Here is a 1904-nt window from a genome sequence, read left to right on the forward strand (position 1 = left end):
TCATACTCAAAGTCAGATTGTGAGTTATTTGAACAGCAAGTGTTGGCACTGAAGAAATTCGTATAACAAATTGTTCACGAGTGATTCGGCACGCGTGGCATTTTTACTATGCGTTGGCTTTAGTGGTTAAGGTGTTATGCGGAACTTTCGGTATTGCGTGCCTCACACCTTAACAAGGCGTTAGTACGGGTTTGGCATTAAATGTCATAAGTTTTGGTGTGTATCTGTTTTGGCGCTCGCCTTTACACCTTTCAGTTAGTGCCTTTCACGTTCTTTCCGGTGGCACTATATACGGAGTGTTCGCTTTGATTTCACCGTTTACGGTTTCTAACTCTTAGCCTATTTCTTTGGAGCTTCTTCATTTTCGTGGTGGCTTTTGAGAGAACCTTGATTATTTTTGGTGTGGCTGTTGAAGTACGAGGAAAGAATCCTTTTCTAATTTGAAGCCAGTGAAAGTAGGGCTGTTCAGTGCGTTTTTCTTCTAGCCAACTTTCGTCTTTCATCTGGGGTGAAGTTTTGTAGCTGCCCGTCTCACTTCAGTGTTCAAAGCCTTTCATATTATCTCAGTTTTCAACATCTTGGGGCGCATAAATAGAAGTAGCGCATGTACTAACAAATTGCTTAAGAGTGATTCGTAACGCGTGGCATTTTTACTATGCGGTGGCTTATGGTGATTAAGGCGCTGTGCGGTAGCTTTTGTATTGCGTTACTCACACCTTAGCAAGGCGTTATGTACTTTAAGGAAAATTGTAACCAACTCTAAAGGATTGAGAGTGATAGATCATTTTGAAATTAAGGTAGTTGCATTCGAAGAATGTCGTGTGTTTTACAAGAATGTGCTAGAGCCATTGGGTATTGAACTCAAGTGGTCAGATGAAAATGCTGCTGGCTTTGGGCTTTCGAGCGAGCCAAATGTAAGGTTTCTAATTGAAAAAGGCGTCAGTAATTCTAAGTGCCATATTGCTTTTTCTGCATCAAACAAATTACAAGTTTCTGCGTTTCATCAAGCGGGGTTATCTTTAGGTGGTAAATGCAAAGGTAAGCCTGGTTTACGAAAACACTATGCTCCAAACTACTACGCTGCGTTTTTGATTGACCCTGAGGGCAACAATGTGGAGTCAGTAGTGTACCTTTAGCACGTACATAACAAATTGTTCAAGAGTGATTCGGCACGCGTGGCATTTTTACTATGCGTTAGTTCTAGTGGTTAAGGTGGTATGCGGAAGCTTCGGTATTGCGCGCCTCACACCTTAACAAGGCGTTAGGCGAATGGAGTAAATAATGAGATTTTTGATTGTTATTTTGGGGATGTTTTCTGCATTAGCAGCGACGGCAGAAGAGACTCGATGTGGATGGCTTGAAAATCCTTCTCCTGCCAATATGTGGTTGATTGATCGCGATGGCTCGTGGGATATATCAGTCCAAGGTACTTCAAATGCATTGGACGATAAATCGATGGAACTGCTTTATCAAGCGACTGCAAATGAAAATGAATTTGTTAGAACAAATCGAAACTATGGTTTTAGTTGTGCTTGCTTAACAGTGGACGTAGACGAAGAGCAAAATTCGATTACAACAATCTATAAATCCAAGCAGTTACCTTTGAAGCAGTGTATAGAGGACATATCCATAACGAAAGATATTCCACTTCCTTTTAAGTAATTCGCCTAACAAATTGTTCAAGAGGGATTCGCAACGCGTGGCACTTTTACTATGCGTTAGTTTTAGTGACTAAGGTGGTATGCGGCGGCTTCGGTATTGCGTTGCTCACCCCTTAACAAGGCGTTAATTGGCTTTAAATTCGTCAGGAGTAATTAAATTGAGTAGATACGATCAAGTAGATTTAGCTTATGAGTTTCTGTCCATGAAAGAAACCGAGGGTGAGTCTTTTACAATTGATGAAT

At 41.1% G+C, this 1904-nt stretch carries 2 protein-coding genes; both read left to right on the forward strand.

Annotated features, from left to right (window positions below; translation table 11 throughout):
• Positions 1-773 precede the first annotated feature (773 nt).
• On the forward strand, positions 774-1136 hold the full coding sequence (locus R7O13_RS23930; RefSeq protein WP_318304810.1) for a VOC family protein: 363 nt from the start codon (positions 774-776) through the stop codon (positions 1134-1136).
• Positions 1137-1281: 145 nt separating this feature from the next.
• A complete protein-coding gene (locus tag R7O13_RS23935) occupies positions 1282-1662 on the forward strand; it encodes a DUF4087 domain-containing protein (protein WP_262666169.1) in 381 nt (126 codons plus the stop codon).
• Positions 1663-1904: the final 242 nt, after the last annotated feature.

It is taken from the genome of Vibrio sp. Y176 (genome assembly GCF_033438945.1).